Origin of the sequence: Nocardiopsis kunsanensis DSM 44524 (assembly GCF_000340965.1) — a bacterium.
Lineage (GTDB): Bacteria > Actinomycetota > Actinomycetes > Streptosporangiales > Streptosporangiaceae > Nocardiopsis > Nocardiopsis kunsanensis.
In genome coordinates this window covers 1-23672 of the sequence record NZ_ANAY01000038.1, presented here as the reverse complement: position 1 = coordinate 23672, position 23672 = coordinate 1, and the positions used below count along the sequence as shown (strand labels likewise).

Annotated in this window: 23 protein-coding genes and 2 tRNA genes; 18 read left to right on the top strand and 7 right to left on the bottom strand. The window is 69.5% G+C overall.

The features are described from left to right. Positions 1-185: 185 nt before the first annotated feature. The 7 genes from rplU to D456_RS0120030 all read left to right on the top strand — a co-directional run bounded on the left by rplU (position 186) and on the right by D456_RS0120030 (position 6078). The gene (rplU, locus tag D456_RS0120060) at positions 186-497 is read left to right on the top strand and encodes a 50S ribosomal protein L21 (RefSeq protein ID WP_017577969.1); all 312 of its coding nucleotides are present in this window, start codon (positions 186-188) and stop codon (positions 495-497) included. A gap of 12 nt (positions 498-509) precedes the next feature. Continuing rightward, positions 510-764 carry a 50S ribosomal protein L27 gene (gene rpmA / locus D456_RS0120055; protein ID WP_026116053.1) on the top strand — a complete coding sequence of 85 codons (255 nt, stop codon included), beginning with the start codon at positions 510-512 and terminating at the stop codon, positions 762-764. 126 nt (positions 765-890) lie between these two features. Further along, positions 891-2255 (top strand): GTPase ObgE, encoded by a 1365-nt coding sequence (gene obgE, locus D456_RS0120050; protein WP_017577967.1) that lies wholly within the window; start codon positions 891-893, stop codon positions 2253-2255. Positions 2256-2352: 97 nt separating this feature from the next. Then, positions 2353-3516, top strand: a complete 1164-nt coding sequence (proB, locus tag D456_RS0120045; protein ID WP_017577966.1) for a glutamate 5-kinase — start codon at positions 2353-2355, stop codon at positions 3514-3516. Positions 3517-3664: 148 nt separating this feature from the next. After that, on the top strand, positions 3665-4780 hold the full coding sequence (locus D456_RS0120040) for a WD40/YVTN/BNR-like repeat-containing protein (RefSeq protein WP_017577965.1): 1116 nt from the start codon (positions 3665-3667) through the stop codon (positions 4778-4780). Positions 4781-4791: 11 nt separating this feature from the next. Next, positions 4792-5130 (top strand): MoaD/ThiS family protein, encoded by a 339-nt coding sequence (locus D456_RS0120035; RefSeq protein ID WP_017577964.1) that lies wholly within the window; start codon positions 4792-4794, stop codon positions 5128-5130. Between the two features lie 60 nt (positions 5131-5190). Then, positions 5191-6078, top strand: coding sequence for an alpha/beta hydrolase fold domain-containing protein (locus D456_RS0120030; protein WP_017577963.1), 888 nt, complete (start codon positions 5191-5193; stop codon positions 6076-6078). A 54-nt stretch (positions 6079-6132) separates the two neighbouring features. Here the strand turns inward: D456_RS0120030 and D456_RS0120025 are convergent, their stop codons facing one another. Continuing rightward, the gene (locus tag D456_RS0120025) at positions 6133-6882 is read right to left on the bottom strand and encodes an SDR family oxidoreductase (protein ID WP_017577962.1); all 750 of its coding nucleotides are present in this window, start codon (positions 6880-6882) and stop codon (positions 6133-6135) included. Positions 6883-7168: 286 nt separating this feature from the next. Here D456_RS0120025 and D456_RS0120020 point away from each other — a divergent pair, with 286 nt between their 5' ends. Together D456_RS0120020 and D456_RS0120015 are read left to right on the top strand one after the other, a co-directional pair. Beyond that, a complete protein-coding gene (locus tag D456_RS0120020) occupies positions 7169-8437 on the top strand; it encodes a glutamate-5-semialdehyde dehydrogenase (RefSeq protein ID WP_017577961.1) in 1269 nt (422 codons plus the stop codon). A 238-nt stretch (positions 8438-8675) separates the two neighbouring features. Beyond that, entirely contained in the window at positions 8676-9641 is a 966-nt protein-coding gene (locus D456_RS0120015) for a hypothetical protein (RefSeq protein ID WP_026116051.1), read from the top strand. Positions 9642-9891: 250 nt separating this feature from the next. On the opposite strand, the gene D456_RS0120010 is transcribed toward D456_RS0120015, so the two are convergent. Both D456_RS0120010 and D456_RS0120005 read right to left on the bottom strand, forming a co-directional pair. Continuing rightward, a complete protein-coding gene (locus tag D456_RS0120010; RefSeq protein ID WP_017577959.1) occupies positions 9892-10296 on the bottom strand; it encodes an AbfB domain-containing protein in 405 nt (134 codons plus the stop codon). A gap of 538 nt (positions 10297-10834) precedes the next feature. Then, complete coding sequence (locus D456_RS0120005; RefSeq protein ID WP_017577958.1) at positions 10835-11905, bottom strand: M48 family metallopeptidase; 1071 nt, start codon at positions 11903-11905, stop codon at positions 10835-10837. Between the two features lie 233 nt (positions 11906-12138). Between D456_RS0120005 and nadD the strand changes: the two genes are divergently transcribed. The 5 genes from nadD to D456_RS26695 all read left to right on the top strand — a co-directional run bounded on the left by nadD (position 12139) and on the right by D456_RS26695 (position 14945). Then, positions 12139-12792 (top strand): nicotinate-nucleotide adenylyltransferase, encoded by a 654-nt coding sequence (gene nadD / locus D456_RS0120000; RefSeq protein WP_272980401.1) that lies wholly within the window; start codon positions 12139-12141, stop codon positions 12790-12792. Positions 12793-12809: 17 nt separating this feature from the next. Next, positions 12810-13208: a ribosome silencing factor gene (gene rsfS, locus D456_RS0119995; protein WP_017577956.1), complete on the top strand. Its 399-nt coding sequence runs from the start codon at positions 12810-12812 to the stop codon at positions 13206-13208. A gap of 27 nt (positions 13209-13235) precedes the next feature. Then, the gene (locus tag D456_RS0119990; RefSeq protein ID WP_026116050.1) at positions 13236-13859 is read left to right on the top strand and encodes a histidine phosphatase family protein; all 624 of its coding nucleotides are present in this window, start codon (positions 13236-13238) and stop codon (positions 13857-13859) included. 83 nt (positions 13860-13942) lie between these two features. Further along, positions 13943-14015 (top strand) — tRNA-Ala (locus D456_RS0119985). Between the two features lie 159 nt (positions 14016-14174). After that, positions 14175-14945 carry a hypothetical protein gene (locus D456_RS26695; protein WP_152442629.1) on the top strand — a complete coding sequence of 257 codons (771 nt, stop codon included), beginning with the start codon at positions 14175-14177 and terminating at the stop codon, positions 14943-14945. 319 nt (positions 14946-15264) lie between these two features. Here D456_RS26695 and D456_RS0119975 read toward each other — a convergent pair whose 3' ends face one another. Together D456_RS0119975 and D456_RS0119970 are read right to left on the bottom strand one after the other, a co-directional pair. Further along, positions 15265-16893: a glycoside hydrolase family 13 protein gene (locus D456_RS0119975; protein WP_017577953.1), complete on the bottom strand. Its 1629-nt coding sequence runs from the start codon at positions 16891-16893 to the stop codon at positions 15265-15267. 22 nt (positions 16894-16915) lie between these two features. Next, entirely contained in the window at positions 16916-17926 is a 1011-nt protein-coding gene (locus D456_RS0119970; RefSeq protein ID WP_017577952.1) for a LacI family DNA-binding transcriptional regulator, read from the bottom strand. A gap of 221 nt (positions 17927-18147) precedes the next feature. Between D456_RS0119970 and D456_RS0119965 the strand changes: the two genes are divergently transcribed. From D456_RS0119965 to D456_RS0119955, 3 genes are all read left to right on the top strand, one after another. After that, positions 18148-19455, top strand: coding sequence for an ABC transporter substrate-binding protein (locus tag D456_RS0119965; RefSeq protein ID WP_017577951.1), 1308 nt, complete (start codon positions 18148-18150; stop codon positions 19453-19455). Positions 19456-19523: 68 nt separating this feature from the next. Then, entirely contained in the window at positions 19524-20375 is an 852-nt protein-coding gene (locus D456_RS0119960) for a carbohydrate ABC transporter permease (protein WP_026116048.1), read from the top strand. Further along, a complete protein-coding gene (locus tag D456_RS0119955; RefSeq protein WP_017577949.1) occupies positions 20372-21283 on the top strand; it encodes a carbohydrate ABC transporter permease in 912 nt (303 codons plus the stop codon). The genes D456_RS0119960 and D456_RS0119955 overlap by 4 nt, the downstream gene beginning before the upstream one ends. A 102-nt stretch (positions 21284-21385) precedes the next feature. On the opposite strand, the gene D456_RS0119950 is transcribed toward D456_RS0119955, so the two are convergent. Both D456_RS0119950 and D456_RS0119945 read right to left on the bottom strand, forming a co-directional pair. Then, entirely contained in the window at positions 21386-22552 is a 1167-nt protein-coding gene (locus tag D456_RS0119950) for an alpha-hydroxy-acid oxidizing protein (protein ID WP_017577948.1), read from the bottom strand. A gap of 410 nt (positions 22553-22962) precedes the next feature. Continuing rightward, the gene (locus D456_RS0119945) at positions 22963-23256 is read right to left on the bottom strand and encodes a GroES family chaperonin (protein WP_026116047.1); all 294 of its coding nucleotides are present in this window, start codon (positions 23254-23256) and stop codon (positions 22963-22965) included. Positions 23257-23400: 144 nt separating this feature from the next. On the opposite strand from D456_RS0119945, the gene D456_RS0119940 reads away from it, so the two are divergent. Continuing rightward, a tRNA-Ala gene (locus D456_RS0119940) sits at positions 23401-23473 on the top strand. The last annotated feature ends 199 nt before the right edge of the window (positions 23474-23672 follow it).

Sequence of the window (23672 nt, the reverse complement as noted above, 5' to 3'; positions counted from 1 at the left end):
CAGGCGATCAGTGGATCGTGGAATGAGGCTTCTCTCCACCCCTCGGTGGGGTGATTCCTCCCGGTCAGGCCCGCCAAGGGCACGACCGGACCCAGGGCCCCGGGTCTCGGGCCCCGAACAGGGGATGGTCCCGGGGATGGTCCCGAGCGCAGTATTCGTTGAGCGAGCAGGAAGAGAGTTACCCGGTGTACGCGATCGTGCGAGCGGGCGGCCGACAGGAGAAGGTGTCCGTCGATGACGTCCTGAACATCGACAAGGTCACCGAGGAGACCGGTGCCACCATCACGTGGCAGCCCCTCCTCGTCGTCGAGGACGGCAACGTGGTCACCGAGGCCGACAAGCTGAGCGGCTACTCGGTCACCGCCGAGGTCCTCGGTGAGACCAAGGGCCCCAAGATCAACATCGTCAAGTACAAGAACAAGACCGGTTACAAGAGGCGTCTGGGCCACCGCCAGAAGCACACCCAGGTGCGCGTCACCGGTATTTCGGCGAAGTAGGAGGACTCGGACATGGCCAGTAAGAAGGGCGTTTCTTCCAGCCGGAACGGTCGCGATTCCAATTCCAAGCGCCTCGGCGTGAAGCGCTTCGGCGGTCAGAACGTCGCTGCCGGTGAGATCCTGGTCCGTCAGCGCGGCACCAAGTTCCACCCGGGCGACAACGTCGGCCGCGGTGGCGACGACACGCTGTTCGCGCTCGTCGGCGGCGAGGTCGCGTTCGGCAACTTCCGGGGCCGCAAGGCTGTGAACATCGTTCCCGCGAGCTGAGCTCCGCGAACGAGACGGATTTCGGGAGGCGGGCCAGGAACACTGGTCCGCCTCTTGCGTTGTCACCAGTGACACGCGTGAACGAGCGGGGCCGCAGAGGCGGCCCGATGAGTGACGGGGAGAACCATGCCTGACTTCGTCGACGAGGCGGCTCTGTACGTCAGAGCCGGGAACGGCGGGCACGGCTGCGCCTCCGTCCACCGGGAGAAGTTCAAGCCACTGGGCGGTCCCGACGGCGCCAACGGCGGTCGTGGCGGCGATGTGATCCTGGAGGTCGACGCTCAGAGCGCGACCCTGCTCGACTACAAGCGCCGCCCCCACCGTGCGGCGCAGAACGGCACCCCCGGCCAGGGGGGCCACCGTGCCGGGGCCAACGGCCAGGAACTCGTGCTGTACGTGCCGGACGGCACCGTGGTCACCCACGCGGACGGCGAGTTCATCGCCGACCTGGTCGGCCACGGAACCCGCCTGGTGCTGGCACAGGGCGGGCGTGGAGGCCTGGGCAACGCCGCGCTGGCCTCCAAGAAGCGCAAGGCTCCCGGCTTCGCTCTCAAGGGCGAGGAGGGCGAGGCCCTCGACGTGCGCCTGGAGATGAAGACCATCGCCGACGTCGGTCTGGTCGGTTTCCCCAGCGCAGGCAAGTCCTCGTTGATCGCCGCGATGAGCGCTGCGCGCCCCAAGATCGCCGGTTACCCCTTCACCACCCTCGTCCCGAACCTGGGTGTGGTCGAGGCCGGCTCCGTGCAGTACGTCATCGCCGACGTCCCCGGCCTGATTCCCGGCGCCAGTGACGGCAAGGGCCTGGGGCTGGAGTTCCTGCGCCACATCGAGCGCTGCTCCATCCTCCTGCACGTCCTGGACTGCGCCACCTACGAACCCGACCGCGACCCCGTCAGCGATCTGGACGCTCTGGAGGCCGAGGTCGCCGCCTACGGCGAACGCACCGGCCTCGACCTGTCCGACCGCCCGCGCCTGGTCGTGCTCAACAAGGTCGACGTGCCCGACGCCCGCGACCTGGCCGAGATGGTCACGCCCATGCTGGTCGAGCGCGGTTACCGGGTCCTGGAGGTATCGGCCGCCTCCCGCGAGGGCCTGCGCGAACTCTCCTACGCCCTCGGCGAGCAGGTGGCCGCCGTGCGCGCCGAAGCGCCGGCACCAGAGCCCACCCGTGTCGTACTGCGCCCCAAGGTCATCGGCGACGCCCCGTTCGAGGTCGTCTCCCTGGGCGACAACGTCTTCCGGGTACGCGGCGACAAGCCGACCCGCTGGGTCTCCCAGACCGACTTCTCCAACGACGAAGCCGTCGGGTACCTCGCCGAGCGCCTCAACCGCCTCGGTATCGAGGAGGAACTGGCCAAGTCGGGCGCCGTCGAAGGGGCCGAGGTCTACATCGGCCCGGAGAACAACTCCGTGGTCTTCGACTGGGACCCCTCCTCCGACGCAGAGGCGGTCCCGTCCGGCCCGCGCGGAACCGACGTCCGGCTGGGCTGAACCGCGCGGGGCCCGATCTCCCGAGACCAGCCGGATCCTCGTCAGGTACGCGCGCGGCGCCGGTGCGCCGCGCCACGGATGGAAAGATCCTCGCACGGTGCACAGCACGAGCAGTGACAAGATCGACGCCCTGGAGGCCGAAGGACGCGCCGCGGTGGCCGCCGCGAGCCGGATCGTTGTGAAGGTGGGGTCGTCGTCACTGACGACCCCGGAGGGCCGGATCGACGCCAACCGGATCCGCGACCTCGTCGACGTCCTGGCCGTACGCCGCACCGCCGGACAGGAGGTCATCCTGGTCTCCTCCGGTGCGGTCGCCGCGGGTATGACGCCCCTGGGGATGGCACGCCGCCCGCACGACCTCGCCTCCCAGCAGGCCGCCGCCAGCGTCGGCCAGGGCCTGCTCCTGGCCGCCTACACCGCCGAGCTCGCCCGTTACGGCCTCAACGCCGCCCAGGTGCTGCTCACGGTCGAGGACATGATGCGCCGGGTCCAGCACCGCAACTCCCAACGCACGCTGCGGCGCCTGCTCGACATCGGTGCGCTCCCCATCGTCAACGAGAACGACACCGTCGCCACCCACGAGATCCGGTTCGGTGACAACGACCGGCTCGCCGCGCTGGTGGCGCACCTGATGCGTGCCGATGCGTTGGTACTGCTCTCGGACGTGGACGCTCTCTACGACGGCAAACCCTCCGACCCCGGCACGTCCGTGGTCGACCTGGTGCGCGATCCCACCGACCTGGCCGGGATCGACATCGGAAGCACGGGCAAGCGCGGCGTGGGCACCGGAGGCATGGTCACCAAGGTCGACTCGGCCCGGATCGCCAGCCAGGCCGGGGTGCACACCGTGCTGACCTCGGCCACCAACGCCGGGGCCGCCCTGAGCGGGGAACGGGTCGGTACCTTCTTCGCCCCTGCCGGCGGACGGCGCCCCTCGGCGCGCCAGCTCTGGCTCGCCCACGCCACCGCCGGACGCGGCAGCCTGGTGCTCGACCCGGGTGCGGTGCGGGCCGTGGTGCGGGAGAAGGCGTCGCTGCTGCCGGCGGGGGTCGTGAAGGTCCGTGGTGAGTTCAGCGCCGGCGACCCGGTCGATCTGTGCGACGAGGAAGGGACCGTGGTGGCGCGCGGGTTGGTCAACTACGACGCGGCCGAGGTACCCGACCTGATGGGTCGTTCCACGCGCTGGTTGGCGCGGGAGATGGGGCCTTCCTACGAGCGCGAGCTCGTGCACCGCGACGACCTGGTGCTGCTCGGGAACTGATTTCTTCACCGGTTGTGCGGCTGCTTCCCACGGGGCAGGCAAAGAGTTTCGAAAAATCCTTCCTGAGGCCGCTCATTCTGTCGGTGCCGCGCGGTCTACTCGTGTGAGAGCCGGATCACCCGGATCGAGCACGCGGGAAGGACCGCACATGACCGCCGTACGGCTGCTGGTGGGCACACGCAAGGGTGCTTTCGTTCTCACCTCGGACACTGCACGCAAGGACTGGAGGATCGAAGGACCGTTCTTCGGAGGGTGGGAGGTCTACCACATGGTGGGCAGCCCGGCTGATCCCGACCGGCTGTATGCCGCGCCGTCCATGGACTGGTTCGGCCAGGTCGTCCAGCGCTCCGACGACGGGGGCAGGACGTGGGAGCCGGTGGGCAACAAGTTCGAGTACGCCGGGCAGGTCGGGACCCACCCCTGGTACGACGGCACCCCTCGCCCGTGGGAGTTCACCCGGGTCTGGCACTTCGAACCCTCGCCCGACGATCCCGACACCGTCTACGCCGGGGTCCAGGACGCCGCGTTGTTCCGCACCACCGACGGCGGGCAGAGCTGGCAGGAAATGGACGGGCTCCGCACCCACGCGACCGCATCGGGGTGGAACCCCGGGGCGGGCGGACTGTGCCTGCACACGCTCCTGCTCGACCCGCGCGGCAACGGCCGGATGTTCGCCGGGATCTCCGCTGCCGGGGTCTTCCGTTCCGAGGACGGGGGCCAGAGCTGGACCGCAGCCAACCGCGGCCTGCTCACCGACGGCATCCCCGACCCCGACGCAGAGGCCGGCCACTGCGTGCACAACCTGGCCATGCACCCCTCCAGGCCGGACGTGCTGTTCATGCAGAAGCACTGGGACGTGATGCGCAGCGACGACGGCGCCGAACACTGGACGGAGATCAGCGGGAACCTGCCCACGGACTTCGGGTTCCCCATCGCGGTGCACCCCCACGAACCCGAGACCGTCTACGTCGTACCGATCACCAGTGATTCGCTGCACTACCCGCCGGAGGGCCGGCTGCGGGTCTACCGCAGCCGGACCGGCGGTCGAGAGTGGGAACCGCTCACCGACGGCTTGCCGCAGCAGGACTGCTACGTCAACGTGCTGCGCGACGCGATGGCCGTGGACACGTTCGACGAGTGCGGGGTGTACTTCGGCACCACCGGCGGCCAGGTCCACGTCTCGTCCGACTCCGGAGACAGCTGGACCACCGCGGCGCACACACTGCCGTCCGTACTGTCCGTCGAAGTGCAGACCCTGGTGTGAAGGGGGGACCGATGAACTCCGAAGCCGCGCCGCAGAGCGCCGGTGAAGCCCGGGACGTGCGGGTCAGGCTGCCCTACCACCTGCGCCATCTCGCCCGCCTCGACTCGGAGACCGTGGTGCGGGTGGCGGGCCCGGTGACCCAGCGCTCGGTACTGGACGCGCTGGAAGAGCGCTACCCCGCGCTCGGAGGCACGATCCGCGACCACACCACTGGGCGCCGCCGGGCCTATCTGCGCTTCTTCGCCTGCGAGGAGGACATCTCCCACGAACCACCGGACGACGAGCTGCCCGGACCGGTGGTCTCGGGCGCGGAGCCCTTCATGGTCGTGGGTGCGATGGCGGGGGGATGAGGACTTAGGACCCGGGACCGTGTGAAAAGCTCGGGTCCGACCTTGCCGAAGGAGACACCCGTGCCCAGCGTGACCCTGCACGCCCTGTCCCTGCTCTTCCGCCGGACCCGCAAACGGCAGCTGGATTCCGTCGAGCGGGCCCGGCAACGCATCGCCGCGCCCAAGGACGACCCGTCACCGCCCGCGCCGCTGCGCCACCGGTACCGCGTCACCGAAGGGGAGGTGGCGGGGTTTCCTGTCTACACGGTGCGACCCTCCGGCGGCCCGGAACCGCAGCGGGCGGTGTTCTACCTGCACGGCGGTGCCTACGTCAGCTCCATCACCCCTTGGCACTGGAGGCTCATCGCCCTCATGGCCGACCAGGGGTGCCGTGTCGAGGTCCCGCTGTACGGGCTGGCGCCGCAGCACACCCACCGGGAAGCGCACCCGTTCCTGGACCGGGTCTGGGCCGACCTCGTCGCCGACGTCCCGGCCTCCCGCACGGTGTTGGCGGGAGACTCCGCCGGGGGAGGGCTCGCCGTGGCCCTGGACCAGCGCCTGGCCGCACGCGGGCAGGAGGGACCGGCCCGCATGATCCTGCTGGCCCCGTGTGTGGAGGCGACGCTGACCAACCCCGACATCGCCGGTATCGAGCCACACGACCCCTGGCTGGCCACGGTCGGGTTGCACGAGTGCGTGCGGGCCTGGGCCGGCGGGGACGACCCGGCCGACCCGCGCCTGAGTCCGCTGTACGGGGAACACGAGGGGGCGGCACCGATGGACGTCTACGTCGGCACCCGCGATCTGTTGCTGCCCGATCTGCGGCGCCTGCGCGAACGGCGGTTGGCGGCCGGGGCCAGGACCGACCTCATCACCTGCCCCGGGGCGTTCCACGTGTATCCTCTCGTGCCCTGCCCCGAGGGGCGCCGGGCCCGTATGCGGATCCTGGCCTCCCTGCGCAACACGTAGGGGGCCGGGGGAGCGGTACGGCCGGGAAGAGCTACCGGAAAGAAGGGACGCACCTCAGGTCATGCGGCGCACCAGCGACAGCGGAGCCCGCTTGAGCAGGAACCCGATCGGGACCCACGGCCAGGCCGGAACGTAGGCCTTGGCCCTGCGTTTCTCGATCGCCCGGACCATCGCGCGGGTCCCGGTCTCGGTGTCGACCATGAACGGGGGCTTCCGGGACACGTGCTCGTTCATCTCCGAGCGGATGTAGCCCGGGTAGATCACCGACACGTCCAGACCCGGGATCCTCTCGGAGCGCAGCCCCTCGGCGAGCGAGGCCACACCCGCCTTGGTCGCCGCGTAGACCGTCATGGCCTTGCGCATGCCCCGCAGCGCCGAGATCGAGGACACCATGACCAGGTGGCCGCGCCCCTGGGAACGGAAGACCTCCAGCGCCGCCTCGGCCTGGGAGAGCGCACCCACGAAGTTGGTCACGGCGGTCTCCCGGTTGGCGTCGGGACGTCCCTTGCCCAGTGCCACACCCTTGCCGAGGCCCGCGTTGACCACGACCCGGTCCAGGGCGCCGAAGGTCGAGGCCAGGTCCCGCACGACGGTGAAGACGGCCTCGTGGTCGGTCACGTCCAGGGCGCGCAGTTCGATGCGGCGATCGGGGTGGGAGGCCGCGATCTCCTCCCGCAGACCCTCGAGTTTGGCCACACGCCGCGCGCACAGTCCCAGGTCGTAGCCCAGGGCCGCGAACTGCCGGGCCATCTCCGCGCCCAGGCCGGCACTGGCGCCGGTGATGACGATCGTTCCCTTGCTCATGTTCGTGGTTCACTTCCATGCGGTGCCGTGGGGGCGACCGGCCGTCGAAGGAGAGGACCGGTCGTGCCCATCGACCCTACGGTGGCGAGCGTCTTCGGGACCGAACGGGGTTCGGGGATCTTCCGCGCCGGTCGGGAGGGGAACGCGGAAGGCCGACAGGAAGGTGCTGTGGACAACTCTCCACCGAAACCTTCGACCGCATAAAGTGGAAGGACATCCGACCCCGTAGGCCCTCCGACGCTGCAGGGAGCCCGAGGCGGGGCGATCTTCGACGAGAGAGAACGCCATGACTGACACCGAGCGCGAGGTCCGCGCGGTCGCCGAACGTGCCCAGGACGCCGCGGCCGACCTGGCCCCGCTCAGCCGGGGCGTGAAGGACGCGGCGCTGCACGCCCTCGCCGACGCCCTGGTCAAGCGGGCCGACGAGATCACCGAGGCCAACACCCGCGACGTCGAGCGGGCCCGGTCCGAGGGGACTTCCCCCTCGATGATCGACCGGCTCACGCTCACCCCCGAACGCATCGGGCAGATCGCCGACGCCGTGCGCGCCGTCGCCGACCTGCCCGACCCTGTGGGGGAGTCGGTACGCGGCGGTGTGCTGCCCAACGGGCTCGACCTGCGTCAGATCCGCGTGCCGCTCGGTGTCATCGGCATCATCTACGAGGGCCGTCCCAATGTCACCGTCGACGCCGCCGCGCTCTGCCTCAAGAGCGGTAACGCCTCGCTGCTGCGCGGCTCCTCCTCGGCCTACGACTCCAACACCGTCATCGTGCAGGTGCTGCGCGACGCCCTGGCCGACACCGGGGTCCCCGCCGACGCCGTGCAGATGGTGCCCGGGCGCGGCCGCGAGTCCTCGGCGGCGCTCATGCGGGCCCGCGGCCTGGTCGACGTGCTCATCCCGCGCGGAGGTTCCTCCCTCATCCAGGCCGTCGTGCGCGATTCCACCGTCCCGGTCATCGAGACCGGCGAGGGCTTGTGCCACGTCTACGTCGACGCCGACGCCGACCTGGACAAGGCCGTGGCGATCGCGACCAACGCCAAGGTGCAGCGCTGCTCGGTCTGCAACAGCACCGAGACCCTCCTGGTGCACCAGGACGTCGCCGATGCCTTCCTGCCCCGGGTCCTACAGGACCTGGCCGGGGAGGGGGTCACCGTGCACGGCGACGAGAAGGTGGCCGCCGCGGCCGCCGGGACCCCGGTCGAGGTCGTGCCCGCCACCGAGGAGGACTGGTCCACCGAGTACCTCTCCCTGGACCTGGCGGTACGGGTGGTGCCCGACATCGACGCCGCGCTCGCCCACATCCGCAAGCACTCCACCCAGCACACCGAGGCGATCGTCACCGACTCGCTCGAGGCCTCCCGGTACTTCGTCGCCCGGGTCGACTCCGCGGCGGTCATGGTCAACGCCTCCACCCGGTTCACCGACGGGGGAGAGTTCGGTTTCGGCGCGGAGATCGGCATCTCCACCCAGAAACTGCACGCCCGCGGACCCATGGGGCTGCCGGAACTGACCTCCACCAAGTACGTCGTCACCGGGGAAGGCCACCTGCGCTGATACCGGCCGGGCGCCCCGTGCGGTGTGGGGCGCCCGGGAGGCGGAGCAGGTCCGACCCGTGCCGGACGTCCGAGCCGTTCGCCCGCCGGACACCTGGACGGAAGTGAAAGTTCGGACAACCTGTATTCCCAAACCGGAGCGGACTCGGTACTTTCGCTGTGGTGCGTGTCTCTTCCCGGGCCCCGGGCCCGTGGGAGAAGCACACGCAGCACGGTCACGACGAAAGGAATCCCCCCGTATGAAGCTTCGGAGTACGGTAGCGGCCTCTGCCACGGCTGCCTTGGCCGTAGGCGGCCTCGCGCTCATGGCCACACCTGCCCAGGCCGACCTCGTCACCCATTGCGAAGGCCACGGCGGTGACGTGACCCTGCCCACCCCGCTCGCCGTCCCCGCCGGTGCCAGCTGCTACCTGGACGGCACCGTCGTCCAGGGCGACGTCACCGTCGGTGAGGGTGCGAACCTGCACATCATCGAGGGCGAGATCGAGGGTGAGGTGACCGTCGAGGCCGACGGTTACCTCGACTCCGCCGACTCGAGTATCGATGGCGACGTCACGAACACCGGAGCTTACGGGACCCACCTGGAGGGATCCGACGGAGCGGGCGTCACCGCGACCTCCGCGGAGGGCTTCGACGACGGGTTCGTCTATGTGGTCGACTCCGCCGTGAGCTCCGTCGACTCCGAGGCCGGCGGCGTCTACGTCGTCGGTTCCAACATCAGCGACGGTCTGGCCGCCACCGGTGTGGAGTACGCCGACGTCGTCGACTCCGTCCTGCGCGGGGACCTGTCGGTGACCGGCTCCGAGAGCGGCGGCGTCCTCTGTGACAGCGAGGTCATCGGTTCGGTCGCCTACACCGGAGGTGCGGGCCCCGTGGCCGTCGGCGCCGGGGAACAGGACGGTTTCTGCGCCTCGGTCAACTACGTCGACGGCGACCTGAAGGTCACCGGGAACTCCGGTGGTGCCTACATCGACAACAACATCGTCGGTGGATCCCTCGTCACCGCCGACAACTCCCCGACCGCCGAGATCGGCGACAACAACCGCGTGCGCGGTGACATCGACACGCAGGAGGTTGCCCTGAGCACCTTCGACGCCGAGGTCGCCGACGAGTTCGAGGAGCACGAGCAGGGCTTGGCCGAGGAGGTCGAGGAGAAGCGCTCCGAGACCGTGGAAGAGGCCATGGAGGCCGGCCCCGCCTTCTGACCCGGTGGTCGGAACGACCTCCGGCGGGTTCTACCGGGTTCCGTCCCGGGACCGAGCCGGGGTACTGCCCCGGTCGTGCGTGTCGCCGCCGTGCATCCAGGGTGCACGGCGGCGACACGTGTGCGGGCCCCGTTCCCTTCCCACGGGGAAGGTGCCTGCGGCCCCGCCGGCCCGGGCACCGGGAGGACGAGAGCCGCATCGCGGCCCGGGCACCGCGATCAGGCGTCCCAGGAGGTCTCAAGCGTCCAGGTCACATCCTCCGGACAGCTCTCGCGGTGTCGTGAGGGACGTTCGTGCCGTCCATACCGGCCAACCGGAGTTCGCTGCCGTAGTGGCGCAGGAACTTGTCGGGACAGGTGTAGGAACGCAGGGAGACACCGTAACCGCCCTGGCCGGGGACACCGCACCAGGTGGCGTCCTCGGCGAACAGGTCGGAACCGTCGTTCTCCGCCTCCGACACCCGCGACTCGTGGTGGCGCAGGTAGTGGCCGGGCCGCTCCACCGACTCCGGCGCACAGCACCGGTCGTCGGACGGCCCGGGCACGAACCGCCACGTGCCGTTGAGATTGAGCCAGTCCTCGCGCACCATCTGCGGGCGCGGGTACTCGGGCGGGGCGTTGCCGGGGCCGACCTCGTGGGTCCAAGGGGTGATCATGGGTGGTTCGGCCTCAGCTGTGTCGGTAGGTCGTTCGGCAAGCTCGGGGCAACGGCCGGGTCGGGGACAGGAACGCTCCCACCAGGAGGGCGGTCAGGGGCCGGAGGCAGGGTCGTCGCTTCGGGGGAACGGTCGACTTCGCACGGGTTCCTCCGTACGGCAAGGGGAGGGGCGGTATCGCCGCGACGGGGACCGTGACGGTGCCTTGCTCTTCACAACGTGGAGAACCCGACGCCATCGGGACCAGAGCACGCGCCCCGGCCCCTGTCCACCCGTCGGCACCGGCGACCGCAGTATCGCCCCCGGCGCACGGCACGGCCGTGCACGCGCCACGGTCCGCCCCTCTTCGGCCCCGGTACCCGGAGCGGGGCCGTGTTCTGCTGCAACGGCATCCTCGTGGCCGGACCCGTGCACGTCCTCGCCGGACGAGGCCTGCGGATGCCCGCAGCCACCGCCGTCCTCGGCTTCAGCGGCACGGAGAGAGCCGCTGCGGGGACGGGAGCGCCACCGGGCGGGGGCCGGGCCCGGAGCAACGGTCTCAGTCCCGGTCGTTGCCGCTGTTGCCGTTCTGCTCCCCGTTGCCGTTCTGGCGGCCGCCGCGCCAACGCTCGGCGACCGAGTCGAAGATACGGCCGCCGGCCCCTGCCGCGCCGCCCGCGACGTCGCGCACCACGCTCACCAACGGGTCCTTGGTGCGGTTCCAGTCATCGCGGTAGGAGTCCGCGGCTTGGCCTGCTTCGCGGCTGATGTCGGATTCGGAGTCCTGGTTGCGCCGCGGGTACCGCCCGTCCAGGATGCTCTGGTACTCGCCGCTGTCGATCCAACGCTGCACCTCGGCCACGCGCACGACCGCGAAGGGGTGGCTGGCGGGCACGGTGGACATGAGCTTGAGGACGCTGTCGACCGCGTCGCCGCCCTCGTCGTACTCGCGGGCCTGCTCCATGAAAGCGTCGGGGTTCATCTCCGACAGGTTGGAGCCCCCGGCCAGCTTCATGAGCGCACGCTTGGCGGCGTCCTGCTCCTGGCAGGCCAGCAGGCCCGCGCGGTCGGCGGACAGTTCCGACTTGCGGTGCCACTCCTTGAGCGCCATCAGGATCGCCTGGATCGCCAGCGCGCCCAGCGGGATCCACATGATCTTCTGCGCGATCCACACCAGGAGCAGCAGGAGCGTGCGGTAGATCGCGTGGCCGCTGAGGATGTGGCCGACCTCGTGACCGATGACGAAGCGCTTCTCCTCGGCGTCGAGAAGGTCGAACAGGCCCGTCGACATCACGATGAACGGCCGCTTGCGGCCGATCGCCATCGCCTTGGGAACCGGGTCCATCTTGACATAGAGTTCCGGAACCTCCTCGAGGTCCAGGACATAGGCGGCGTCGCGCAGGTAGTCGTTGAGCTCGGGGAACTGGGTGGGTCCCACCCGCACGGAGTTGGCGAGGTAGAGCAGGCGCAGCTGGCGCTCACTGACCCGGCCGAACAGGCTCTTGACCAAGGTGTCGAAGCCGCTCAGCGAACGCAGAGCAACCAGGGCACCGCGGTCCGCGGGGTGCTCGTAGGCGCGTGAGGACAGATCGGGGAGTCGGACACGTACGCGGTCCGGTGTGTTTGCCATAACGGCATGTTATGCGTGGCGCCGGGGCTTGGCCATGGTTCCGAGCAACGAGATATGACGTGTTTGTGCGAGGTTCTCGGGAGGGGCTCCGGGAAGAGTGGGCCGCCGAGGGTCGTTGGACCACGCAGGGGTGGGAAAACGAGGGAGTGCATCGTTGCGGTGGTCGGCACGTCGACTAGTCTCGGTTGGCCGAAACCGGTAACGGCCACGTCCACGGCGAAACGGAGCGCACAGTGGTGCACGTATCGAAAGGCGGGTCCCAGGGAGGGAGCTCCCCCGCACGGCGGGGCGGTGCCTCACCGTCCAAGGTCGGCATCATGGGTGGAACCTTCGACCCCATCCACCACGGCCACCTCGTGGCGGCCAGTGAGGTCGCCCACCTGTACGGGCTCGACGAAGTCGTCTTCGTCCCGACCGGACAGCCCTGGCAGAAGGACCTCGCCAAGGTGACCCCCTCGGAGGACCGCTACCTCATGACGGTCATCGCGACCGCGGAGAACCCCCAGTTCAGGGTGGACCGCATCGAGATCGACCGCGAAGGGCCCACCTATACTCTGGACACCCTGCGCGAGCTCCGGGCCTCCTACGGGCCCGACGTCGACCTGTACTTCATCACCGGCGCCGACGCGCTCGGTGCCATCCTGAGCTGGCACAACGTCGATGAACTCTTCCACCTCGCGCATTTCGTAGGCTGTAACCGGCCCGGTCACCACCTCAGCGACTCCGGATTGCCCGAGGGCAAGGTCTCGCTGGTCGAGGTCCCCGCCCTCTCGATCTCCTCCAGCGAATGCCGCGAACGTGTCCGCAAGGGCGAACCCATCTGGTATCTCGTTCCCGAGGGGATCGTCCGCTACATCAACAAGACCGGGCTCTACCTAGAGACCTGAAAGGCAGTAAACACAACGTGACAGCCACCGACAGGGCACTGGAGTTGGTCGAGGTCGCCGCAGTGGCCGCCTCCGACAAGCTCGCCCAGGAGATCGTCGCCTACGACGTCAGCGACCAACTCATCATCACCGACGCCTTCGTGCTCTGCTCGGCGCCCAACGACCGCCAGGTGCGGTCGGTCGTGGACGAGGTCGAGGAGCAGCTGCGGGAGCAGTCCGGTGCCAAGCCGGTGCGCCGCGAAGGCGAGCGCGACGGGCGTTGGGTCCTGCTGGACTACGCCGACATCGTCGTGCACATCCAGCACGAGGAAGAGCGAGGCTACTACGGACTCGAGCGCCTCTGGAAGGACTGCCCCGAGATCGAGCTGCCCGCTGGGGCACGTGGCGCCGAACGCACCCCGCTCGACGAAGCCTGAACCGCGGACAAGAAGAAGAGGCACCTCGTGAGTGAGACCCCTCGAGTGCTGTTCTGGCGGCACGGGCGTACCGCTTGGAACGTGGAGAACCGCTTCCAGGGACAGACCGACATCGGGCTCGACCGTCTCGGGCACGCACAGGCCGAGCGGGCCGCCGGCCTGCTCGCCACGCTCGGCCCCGACCTCGTCGTCGCCTCCGACCTGGAACGGGCCGCCGACACCGCCGGATACCTCGGCCGTGCCGCAGACCTGGAAGTCGAGTACGACAAGGACCTGCGGGAACGGTACGGAGGTTCCTGGGAGGGGCTCACCGGGGTCGAACTCGCCCGGCGCTGGCCCGTCGAACACGCAAACATGGACATCCCCGACGGGGAGGACGTGGCCGAGGTCGGCGACCGTATGCAGGCCGCCGTCGACCGGGCCCTGGAACGCACCCCGGCCGGTGGACTGCTCGTCGTGGTGAGCCACGGGGCGGCACTGCGGATGGCCATCTCCCGGATGTTGGACGTGCCCGACGAACAACGCGAGATCCTCGGCCCGCTCAGCAACTGCAGCTGGTCGATGCTGGCCCGACGACGGGACACCTGGCGGCTCATGGAACACAACGCTGCCAGCCTCCCCGAGCCGGTGGTGCTCAGCGACGACACCTGAGCCGAGCTCCCGTTTCGACGTCAGCGCCGGATTCCGTTATGGTTTGGGGGTCGGAACGGGCCGGCGCCCACCGATCCCGACACGGGGCTATGGCGCAGTTGGTAGCGCGCCTCCATGGCATGGAGGAGGTCTGGGGTTCGAATCCCCATAGCTCCACGTTGACCCTGCTCGGGGCCTAGCGGCCCCTTCGCAGGGTCTTTGTTCTTTTCGGGGGCGACCCCCGGGCCCCGGCGTGCGCTTGGTTCGGATGCCGCCCCATGGAACCTGCCAGTGCTGATCAGCCCGTGTGCTCCGCCGACATGGACGGGAGCCAAGATGCTGCTCCCTGACGAGAGCGCTGTTCTGCGGAAGGTCAATGGGCGTTCCCCGCGGCAGTGGTTGGCGGTCGCGGTCGTGGTGCTAACGCTCACGGCTGTCCCGCCCATGGTCTTTCTGTGGGAAAAGGGCGCTTGGGACCATCTGCGTGGCCGGAGCGAACCGGTGACGGCCCTGGTGGTATCGGTGCGTCCCGACGGTTCCTGCCGCGCGTCCGAAAAGTATCGGGTCGATGTGGTGTGGAATGTGGACGATGCGGTTCCGGGACGCGGTAACTACACCCGTTGCGGAAACGCACCACGAGAGGGGACGCACCTCCAAACCTGGGTCGGGCCGAACGGCCACGTGAATACCGCGTCTCCTGAAACCGATCGGTTTTTCCTGTCCGTCTTCAGCCTGTGCCTGGGAGCGGCCGGTTCGGTCTTCGGCGTGATCGCCTTGCTCGTGTCCGGGAGGCGAGCACGGCGGTTGCTCGCCGTGGGAAACCGGGAACTCTCGCCGACCGTGCCGGTCAGACTACGGCGGGGGTACGAGTCGCGGTTGTTCCTCCGGCCCGCAGAACCCACGCTCGAAATGGCTGAGCAAGACACGGACATCACCTTGATCCTCTACAACCGCCCCGGCGCCTCGCCCGTCCTCCGCACATGGCGCAAGATGACCGGGCCGTGGCAACTCCGTCTCACCCCGGCCGTCGGTCGCCGCAAGCGGATCGGCCTGCTCGAACGCGGGCAAGAACGCTGCTGGATCGAATTCTCCGGACGCCGCCGGTAAGGCGCGCGAACGATGCTCTCCGTGGCGTCCATGGGCGCCCTCCTGGTGCACCACACCCCCGGCCCCGGGCAGGGCCCCGCGCACCCACGATCACCTGTACGGGCCGCGTGCATCCGGAAGACCCGTGCGTGCGGCTCCCACCTCGGTGGACAGGGTTGGGCCTGTCCGTCCGTGCCCGATCGTCGGAGGGGAAACGCGCCGTCACCGGTGGACGGTCGGGGGACCGGCCCGCGTCATCGTGGACCGGTTCCTCCAGGAGGGGCGCGGGTGGCGGTCGTACAGTGCTGCGTCCCGGTTCTCCTGCACGATGGCCCGAGCCTCAGGGCTCCCGGTGCAGCCACACCGCCGCTTCGCCGGGCAACTCGTCGCCGGTCAGCGGTGCGCTGGACACCATGATCTCTCCCTCCGGGAGAGGCACAGGGACCGAGCCGGTGTTGATCAGCACCAACACGTACCCGCCCCGCCAGAACGCGAGCAGTGGTCCCCGGTTCAGATCGGGGTCCCACTTCACCTCCCCGTCGACGTTGCAGTCCGGGCGCAGCGACAGCGCCGCCTGGTACAGCCGCAGCATCGATCCCCGCTGCCGGGCCTGTACCTCCACCGAGTACTGTCCCCACCAGGAGGGCTGGGGCAGCCAGGAACCATTGCGTCCGAACCCGAACGAAGTCCCTTCTGCGCTCCACGGCAACGGGACCCGGCACCCGTCGCGGCCCTTGTCGGTGTGTTCGCTGTTGTCCCACCGCGGGTCCTCCAGGGCCGTCGCGGGAAGGTCCGCGACCTCGGGAAGCCCCAGCTCCTCACCCTGGAAGATGTAGGCCGACCCCGGCAACGCCAGCTCCAGGAGCACCAACGCCCGGGCACGCCGTCGGCCCTGCTCCGGGTCGGGTTCCGGGTCGCGGCCGTCGGAGAGCAGCCATGCCTTCAGATCGGTACCGGCGGGCAGCCCCAGCGCCGACACCGGCCGCACCACGTCGTGGTTGCCGATCACCCAGGTCGGCACGGTCCCGACCTCGTGTGCGTCGGCGAGGGAGGAATCGATGACCCGGCGGTAGGCGTCGGCGTCCCAGGGTGCCTTCAGGAAGTCGAAATTGAACGCCTGGTGCAGCTCGTCCGGGCGTGTGTACAGCACCCGCCGCTCGCTGGGCAGCCACACCTCGCCCACCATGGCGCGTGGCGGATCGTAGGAGTCGGTCACCCGCCGCCAGTCCCGGTGCACCTCGTGCACCTCAGGGCGGTCGAGCAACGGATGGTCGGGGTTGGCGAGAATGTCCTCGAAGCGTCCGCCCTCGACGTGGACCAGGTCCCGCAGCGGTTCGTCCAGGTCCTTGGCCATGGCGTAGGCGACGTCGATGCGGAACCCGTCCACACCCTTGTCGGCCCAGAACCGCAGGATCCCGCGGAACTCCTCGCGCACACGCGGGTGGCCCCAGTCCAGGTCCGGCTGTTCGGGCGCGAACATGTGCAGGTACCACTGCCCGTCGGGGACCCGTGTCCACGCCGGCCCGCCGAAGGTCGAGCGCCAGTTCGTCGGGGGCAGTTCCCCGCGGGGGCCCTTGCCGTCCCGGAAGACGTACAGCTCCCGTTCCGGCGACCCCGGTCCCGCCTCCAACGCCTCCTGGAACCAAGGGTGCTCGAGTGAGGTGTGGTTGGGCACGATGTCGATCATGACCTTCAGTCGGCGCTTGTGAGCGGCCCTCACCATCGCCTCGAAGTCCGACAGTGTCCCCAGGGACGGGTCCACGTCCCGGAAGTCGGACACGTCGTACCCGCCGTCGGCCCAGGGGGAGGGGTAGAACGGCGAGAGCCAGATCCCGTGCACCCCCAGGGCAGCGATGTGGTCGAGCCGCGCGGTGAGGCCGGCGAGGTCGCCGACCCCGTCGCCGTCGGAGTCGGTGAAGCTGCGCGGGTAGACCTGGTACAGCACGGCGTTGCGCCACCATTGGTGCATCTGGGCCCTCCGATCGGGTTCCTCAAGGGGACGTCCGGCGCTTTCGGGGAGCGGCGGTGGATTGGCGAGGGACGATCTGGACCGGGAGTTCCACGCAGGTGTCGGACGGACGCCGCCCCTGTACGAGGTCGGCGACCAGATGGCCGGTGACCCTACCGAGGGTCTGCGGGGCCTGGTCCACCGTGGTCAGGTCCAGCGCCGAGGAGACATCGTGGTCGTCGAAGCCCATGAGGGAGATCGCCCCGGGCACGGGGACCCCGGAACGGCGTAGCGCCCGGTGGGCGCCCAGGGCGACGTTGTCGCTCTCGGCGAGGACGGCCGTGGGCGGGCTCTGGTGCGACAGCAGCTCACCGACGGCGAGTTCGCCGCATCCGGGCCCGGGGGACTTGGTCACCGTCCAGGGCTCCAGCCCCGCCTCCGTCATGGCCTCGTGGTACCCGTTCAGACGGGCGGTCGAACTGAGGCTCATGCCCCCGTCGGTCCGGGAACCGATGTAGGCGATGCGGGCGTGGCCGAGATTGAGCAGGTGGCGGGTGGCGCCCGCGGTGCCCGCGTGGTCGTCGATGTGCACACTCGCCCGGCCGGGCAGGCGCTCGCCGACCAGGACCACAGGTCCGGCCATGTCCGCGGCGTGGGCGCACTGTTCCTCGGTCAGTTCCAGGGCGACCGCCACGAGGGCATCGCTGTTGTGACGCAGGGGCAGGGTATGGATCCAGTCCTCCAGATGGCCGACCTGGTGCACGAGCATGTCCAGTCCCGCCTCGTGCAGGGCGTGGCCGAGCCCGGAGACCACCGACGCGAAGTACCAGGGGCGCAGGGAGGGCACCACGACCGCGACACGGCAGGTGCGGCCCGTCACCAGGCCGGAGGCGTTGCGTGAGACCGCGTAGGAGAGCTCCTCCGCGGCGGCCCGTACCTTGTCGCGTACCTCCGGGGTCACCCCCGCGGCTCCACGGAGCACACGGGAGACGGTCGAGAGCGAGACCCCAGCTCGACGGGCCACGTCGCGCATGCTGGCGGGCCGGTTCGGCATGCGCTCCACGGTAGAGGTGTGACGTGTGGCATGGCAACGTTTTCACGCGGTGGTGTCGGTCGCCGGTCCTCTCCGACACGTATTCCCGCCGAGATCGGCGAGGGGAATGTTGACTTGATCACATCTGTGGTGACATCGTTCTCACACAGCCTCGGGGGACTGCCACGACACGTTGCGACGCCGCGGGCCCGACGGTGCCGGGGGCGAGGAGGTAGAGAGCGATGTCCGAAGAACCACGTCCCACCGGGTACACCGCACGTGCCTGGGCGGCCGGGGCCCTCGTGCTGGGGCTGACCATGGCCACGGCGTGCGGCGAACCACCCGAGGAGGAGTCCGGAGGCGACGGCGAGAGCGCCGGCCTCGCCGACGACCCCGCGTTCGTGTGGGCCGTCACCGGCGCGGACCGCCAGGTCCACGAGGACGTCGCCCGCCTGTGGAACGAGAACAACCCGGACCAGCAGGTCGACATCTTCTTCCTGGCCCCCACCGCCGACGAGCAGCGTCAAGCCATGTTCCAGGACCTGCAGAGCCAGGCCGGTGAGTTCGACGTCCTCGGCCTCGACGTCATCTGGACCGGCGAGTTCGCCGACTACGGATACATCGAGAACCTGGAGGACCTGCGCCCCGAGATCGAGGACACCAGCCTCGAGGGGGCGGTCGACAGCGCCCAGTGGCAGCAGGAGCTCTACGCACTGCCCTACTCCTCCAACGGCGCCTTCCTCTACTACCGCAGCGACCTCGTCGACGAACCACCCTCGACCTGGGAAGAGCTCCACGAGAGCGGCCTCGAGGCGGCCGAGGAGGAAGGCATCGAGGCCTTCGTGGGCCAGGGCGACCAGTACGAGGGGTTCGTCGCCTCTTACCTCGAGCTCTTCTGGGCCGCTGACGGACAGCTCTTCGACGACAACCAGGAGAGCAGCACCTTCCTGGAAGGCGACGCCGCCGAGACCGCTCTCGACTTCATGACCGAGGCACAGGAGTCCGGGTTCTTCGCCCAGGGCTACGACTCCATGGTCGAGGACGACGCGCGCGCCCTCTTCCAGTCCGGCGAGGCCGTCTACATGCGTAACTGGCCCTACGCCATCCCGCTCCTGGCGGGGGAGGGGGAAGAGGACAGCGCCGTGGCCGACGACTTCGAGGTCGCCCCGTTGCCCACCTTCGACGGCGAGGGCACCACCAGCGCCCTGGGCGGCCTCAACAACGCCGTCAGCTCCCTCAGCGAGAACAAGGACCTGGCCCGTGAGTTCGTCACCTGGGCCGCCACGGACCAGGAGGCCCAGGAGATCCTGCTCGGCCACAGCCTGCCGCCCACCATGCAGAGCCTCTACGAGGACGCCGACGACCCCGACTTCCAGATGCTCGGCGACATCCTCGCCAACGCCGAGGCCCGCCCGCCGGTGCCCGGTTACAACTCGCTGTCCCTGGCCGTGCAGGACAATCTGCACCCCGCTTTCCTCGGGCAGGAAGACCCCGAGACCGCCCTGCAATCCGTCGACCAGGCTGCAGAAGAAGCGCTCGAGGGGGAGTAGGCGCGCATATGACGGCGAACAAGGCCCCGACCGCGGCCCGCAGCGGTACCGGCTTGGGGGAGCGGGCGATGGGGCGGGTCTTCCTCGCCCCGTCGTTCGCCTTCATGGCGCTCATCGCCTTCTTCCCGGTCCTCTACGCCATCGGGATGAGCCTCTACCGGATCAAGGGGTTCGACCAGGAGTTCGTCGGCCTCGGCAACTACCTGACGGCCCTCAGCGACGGTGGTTTCTTCAACGCCGCCCTCAACACCTTGATCTTCACGGTCGCCTCGGTGTCCCTGGAGTTCGTCATCGGGCTGGCGTTCGCGCTCATCATGCACCAGGCCTTCGTCGGCCGGGGGCTGACCCGGGCGATCATCCTCGTGCCCTGGGTCGTCCCCACCGCCGTGGCGGCCCAGGTATGGCGGTACATGTTCGACCACAACCCCGGGTTCGTGAACGCACTCCTGGGAACCGAGATCAACTGGCTGCGCGACCCGGCCTGGTCGATGGTGGGCATGATCAGCGCTGACGTGTGGAAGACCGCCCCGTTCGTGGCGCTGCTGCTCCTGGCCGGACTGCAGACCATCCCGCGCGACTACTACGAGGCCGCCCGTGTGGACGGCTGCACCGCACTGCAGCGGTTCTGGTACATCACCCTGCCGCTGCTGCGCCCGTCCATCGTCGTGGCCCTGCTGTTCCGCACCGTCGACGCCCTGCGCATGTTCGACTTCGCCTACGTCTTCGCCGGGTACTCCAACTCTCTGGCGACCCTGTCGGTCTACGCCCAGCGCTACCTCGTCGCCGAACCGGAGCTGGGCTACGCCAACGCGCTGTCCACCGTCACATTCGCCATCGTCATGCTCGTGGGTCTGGGCTTCATCAGCCGGATGGGCCGACAGCTGGTCGGTGACGCCGCACCGCGGAAGGAGAGGGCATGAGCGAGCACGCCGTGCGGGCGCCGGGGCCGGCCGCCTCCGCAGCCCGCCGCCCGCCGAAGGGCACCCCGCCCTGGGCCGTGGCCGCACTCAAGGTCCTGGGCCTGGCCGTGGTCGTGGTCTGGTGCCTGTTCCCGTTCCTGTGGATGGGCCTGACCAGCCTGCGCACCGGTGCGGACGCACTCACCGACCCCAACATCCTGCGCGGCCCCTTCAGCCTCGACAGCTACCAGCAGGTCGTGGACCTGGGCTTCCAGTTCGCGCTGCGCAACTCGCTGATCGTCGCGACGGTGACCACGCTCATCTGCATCCCGGTCGCGGCCCTGGCCGGGTACGCGCTCGCGCGCCTTCCCCTGGCGGGCAAGTTCGTGATCCTGGCCCTGACCCTGGTCGCGACGCTGTTCCCGCCGGTGGCGCTGGTCAACCCGCTCTACCAGGTCTACCTGGAACTGGACAAGTTCCTCGGGGTCAACCTGCTCAACTCCTACGCCGGCATGATCCTGCCCTATGTGGCGCTGACCCTGCCGCTGGCCATCTTCATCCTCACCACGTTCTTCTCCGGGATCCCCAGAGAGATCGAGGAATCGGCCAAGGTCGACGGAGCCACCCCGTTCCAGGCCTTCTGGCGTGTGGTGGCGCCCCTGGCCGCCCCCGGTGTCGGTGCCGCGGCGATCCTCACCTTCGTCTACGCCACCAACGAGTTCCTGCTGGCGTTCTCCTTCGCCCCGGCCGACCTCAACGTCCAGACGGTGCCGGTCTTCATCGGCACCTTCGAACGGGTGGGTTACGAGGACCCCATCGGCCAGGTCATGGCCGCCTCGGTACTGGTCTCGGTCCCGCTGATCCTGTTCGCCCTGCTCCTGCAGCGCAGGATCGTGGCCGGACTGACCTCGGGCGCCGTCAAGGGCTGAGGCAGGACCGGACCACACACAGCATCCGGTCGCGCGGCTCGACGAGGTCGGGCCGCGCGACCGCGCGTACCGAGGGCGTGGGACCCCGGTACGAGAGTCCGATCAGGGCCGACGAGTGACGTCGGAAGCGTCCAGCTCCGCGGCGTCCTTGCCCATGAGTTCGGCGGTGATCTGCAGCTCGGCCAGAGTGGCCCGGAGGACGTGCTCCACCCCGGCGGCACCCTCCACCGCGAGCCCGTACACCCACGGGCGGCCCAGCAGTACCGCCTGCGCACCCAGTGCCATCGCCACCGCGACGTCCGCGCCCGAACGCACACCCGAGTCGAACAGCACCGTGGCCCGGTCACCGACCGCATCCACCACTTCCGGAAGTGCATCCAGCGCCGCCACAGCGTTGTCGATCTGGCGTCCGCCGTGGTTGCTCACCACGATCCCGTCCACGCCGGCATCGACCAGGTCGGCCGCCTCGTCACCGCGCACCACCCCCTTGACCAGTACCGGAAGGTCGGTCCACTGGCGGATCCGTGCGATGTTCTCGGTGCTCAACGCCTTGGACGCGAACGCGCCCAGGAAGTGGAAGACCGCCTCGGTGAACACACCGCCCGGCTCCGGGTCGGCCTTGAGACGCGACCGGAACTCGGGGTCCGAGAAGTAGTTGGCCGTCCCCTGACTGCGCAGGAACGGCAGATGCCCCAGCGACAGGTCCTGCGGACGCCACCCGAGCCGCTTCGTGTCACAGGTGACCACGATCGCGCTCGCACCCGCCGCCGTGGCCCGGCGCACGAAGGACTCCGCGAGCTCGTCGTCACTGGGCCAGTACAGCTGGTACCACCACTCGTCCGCGGCCTCGGCCACCTCCTCCATCGGGGTGGAGGAAGCCGTGGACAGCACCACCGGAACCCCGACCGGGTTCGCCCCCCGTGCCACAGCGAGCTCGGACTCCTCGTGCACCTGCTCCAGGACACCGATCGGGGCGGTCAGCAACGGGCTCGGGTACCGCCGTCCGAAAAGCGTCACCCCCAGGTCCCCGGAGTGCTCCGCACCGGGACGCAGACTGCGCGGGCGCAGGGCGTAACGGGCGAAGGCGTCCGCGTTGGCGTCCGCGGTGCGTTCACGCCCAGCACTGCCCTCCACGTAACCGAACGGTCCAGGCTCCAAGCGCCCGGCTGCCATGTCCCGCAACTGCTCGTGGTGGTAGGGCAGGCTCGGCAACCGGCCCTCGGTGGCATCGGCGTACACACCGTCCTGGTACTGGGCGAAATGGCTCACGGCATCCTCACAGGTGTCGGGGCGTCGCGGACGTGCCCTCCTGAGAGCGCGACCGCCCGCGGGGTATGGAGCCGTTCGCGCCGGTCGGCCCCGTGATGGATGTTACCCGGGAGTCACGTGTCGGAAGTCACCCCGGGGTGGCTTCACCCCCGTGCTCGCGCCGTGCCCGGCGGTGTGTATCCGGTGCACCGCTCCCCGGTGGAGCGGGTCGTCCCCAGGAGCCCGGAGCGGACGCCCCCGGCCCGGGGCCGGTCCCTCGCCGAGGACGCGACCCGCTCGGCGCGGACGGCCATGGGCAGCGGGTACACGGCCGACCACGGTCACGCGTCCTCATGGCGCACGCGCCGAACACCGTTGAACACACGAACGCCCCGCCTGCGGCGGGGCGTTCGGACGGTTCGGGAGGAAGGTCAGAGGTAGAGGCCGGTGCCCCGGTCCGGGGACTCGTTGGCCGTGGCGTGCACGTCGCGCTCACGCAGAATCACGTACCGCTCGCCGTTGATCTCCACCTCACCCTGCTCCTCCGGGTCGAAGAGCACACGGTCACCGGTCTTGACGTGCCGAACACTCGTCCCGGCACCGCAGACCTCGCCCCAGGCCATCCGCGTCGCCAACTTCACGGTGTCCGGGATGACCAGGCCGGCGTTGCTGCGCCGCTCGCTCGTGTCCGGGACCGCGCGCACCAACAGGCGGTCGTGGAGCATCTGGATCTCAAGCTTGGATTCGGTCACCACATCAGGATATTCACCGACAAGGAGCGTCACCTCACACGTGAACAGCTGGCCAAGGCACCCCCAACATCCGGTACAGTGGAACCAGGCCGAGCGGGGGAACCGCCCGGCACACCAGGGGCTATGGCGCAGTTGGTAGCGCGCCTCCATGGCATGGAGGAGGTCTGGGGTTCGAATCCCCATAGCTCCACTGGCAGGACCCTGCTCGGCGGACTCCGTCCGCCTTCGCGGGGTCTTTGTTCTTTTCGGGGGGCGACCCCCCGCACCCCCCGGTGTGCGCTCGCCGGGGCTCGCGCACGCGGGGTCTGTTGTGGTGCGGCTCGGCGGGGTTCCGTCCGCCTTCGCGGGGTCTTTGTTCTTTTCGGGGGGCGACCCCCCGCACCCCCCGG